General features: G+C 67.3%; 2 protein-coding genes. Both read left to right on the top strand.

Annotated features, from left to right (window positions below; all coding sequences use genetic code 11):
• The first annotated feature begins 362 nt into the window (after positions 1-362).
• A complete protein-coding gene (locus AC5L30_RS32900; protein ID WP_494872165.1) occupies positions 363-1,295 on the top strand; it encodes a hypothetical protein in 933 nt (310 codons plus the stop codon).
• Between the two features lie 83 nt (positions 1,296-1,378).
• The coding region (locus AC5L30_RS32895; protein WP_494872163.1) for an FtsK/SpoIIIE domain-containing protein at positions 1,379-2,088 on the top strand (710 nt) is incomplete at its 3' end.

The following is a 2,088-nucleotide window of genomic DNA, read 5'->3' as shown; positions in this document are numbered from 1 at the left end:
GGCGTGACGGTGGGACAGCTCGTCGCTGTCGAGCAGTTGGAGGCTATTCCGTGGGCGACCAACGGGCGTAACGGCGTTGCGTTCCGTGCGATCACGCTGAAGCCGAAGGCTGGTAACTCGGCGGCTAAGTAGGTCCCTCGCTCACCGCACTGTGTGGGCCCTGGTGTCTGACGCACGAAAGCGGCCGATGGTCCGCTGAGATTCAAGGTCCGGGAGTGGTTCCGACTCCTACATTCCCGGCCCGTCACCACGAACGGTGGTGGCATCCCCGCAAGAGCTGGCGCGGGGTCGGTCCGACTCCTACATCTGCCGACCCCGTGCCCTCCAACTCATCCAACCCAATGTGCTTGGGAGGACTCGTCATGTCCAAGTCTAGCCCCCGCCGCTTCGGCGGCAGGTCAACCGGAACGGTGACGGTCATCGAGGCCAAAGTCCACCGCTCCTCCGCACGCAACGCCCGAATGGCGTTCATCCTCACGGCGGTCATCGTCGGCCTTCTGTCGGCCGTGGTGGCCGCTTCCTCCATCCACCCGATCCTCGCCGTCTTCGTCGGCGCGCTGATCGGCGTTCCAACCGGCGGCCTCGTCTGGCTGCTCGTCCGGATCTGGCCGGTAATCCGGCTGCTGTGGTGGTGGACCCCGGAAACCATCCTCGGCGTCCTGCTGCTCACCGCGTGGGTGCAGCTCGCCAACCACACTCCAACCCTGGTGACTCTGCTCGTGGTCGCCCTGGTCGTCGGCGTCCCCGCCGCCATCCGCCCGGTTCGCCGCCAGGTCAAAGCCTGGGGATGGTGCCTCGTGGTGCGCCACCGGCTGCGCGTGTGCTTCGCGCAGTTCATCATCGCCAACCAGTCCGGCAGCCTCCCGCTGATCCTCTGGGCCAAGCCCACCCCCGTCGGTGAGCGGGTCTGGGTCTACCTGCGCCCCGGCCTGTCCGCCAAGGACCTGGAAGGCCGCCTCGACAAGATCGCGGTCACCTGCCACGCCTCCACCGTGCTCATCGAGCGCGCTTCGGAGAACAACGCCGCCTACCTGCGGTTCGACATCAAACGCCGCGAGGTGCTGACCGCCCACGTCGGTTCCCCACTGGTCGACGTCATCGACCCGACCGCACCCGTCTCGGCATCGCCCCTGACCGTGCCAACCGCCCTGGACCTGCCGGACATCGACGCTCCGACGGTCACCCTCCCGACCCAGGGCAAGCCGGCGAAGAAGCCGGCCACCACAGCCAACGGTAGCAAGCCCGCGGCTTCGTCCGCGTCGCCCGAAGCGGATGACGTCTCCGACTGGATCTGACCCCACCCGACCCGGGACGCGAGGAGCCATGGCGGCTCGTTCGTGTGGCTTCTCGCGCCCACAACGCCCAGAAGGGGCATCTCATGACCACCACGATTCCCACCACCGCCGACGCGGTGCCGGTGGGTCCTGGCCTGTCGATGTTCGACCCGATCTTCATCGGGATCGACGAGTTCGGCCAACCCGTCTACCTGGACGTCATCTACCGCAACCTGCTCACCGCAGGCGAACCCGGCGGCGGTAAGTCCGGCCTGATCAACAACATCTGCGGCCACGCCGCCCTGTGCGACAACACCCGCCTCGTGCTGTTCGACGCCAAACTCGTCGAACTCGGCCCCTGGCGCGACCTCGCCGACGCGTTCATCGGCCCCGACATCGACCAGGGCATCGACGTCCTACGTCGCCTCCTGGTCGTCGCCACCAACCGCTACGCATGGCTCCTGGCCAACCGGCGCCGCAAGCTCGCCGACGGAGACGGCATGTCCGTCATCGTCACCATCATCGACGAACTCGCCATGTTCTCCACCGTGCTTGGCACCAAGCAGCAACAGGAGGAGTTCTCCACCCTCCTGCGAGGGCTCGTCTCCCTCGGCCGGGCCTGCGGCATGCCGGTCGTCGCCGCGACGCAGCGCCCAAGTTGGGACATCATCCCCGCCTCGTTGCGGGACCTGTTTGGCTACCGGGCCGCGTTCCGGTGCACCTCGCTGAACAGCTCCAACATCATCCTCGGTCAGGGCTGGGCCGAGCAGGGCTACACCGCCTCCGACATCTCACCCACCAACCAAGGCGCGGC

The sequence above is a fragment of the Micromonospora sp. BQ32 genome (assembly GCF_059358895.1).
Note: the sequence above shows the minus strand (reverse complement) of the source record. Positions and strands in the feature narration are given on the sequence as shown.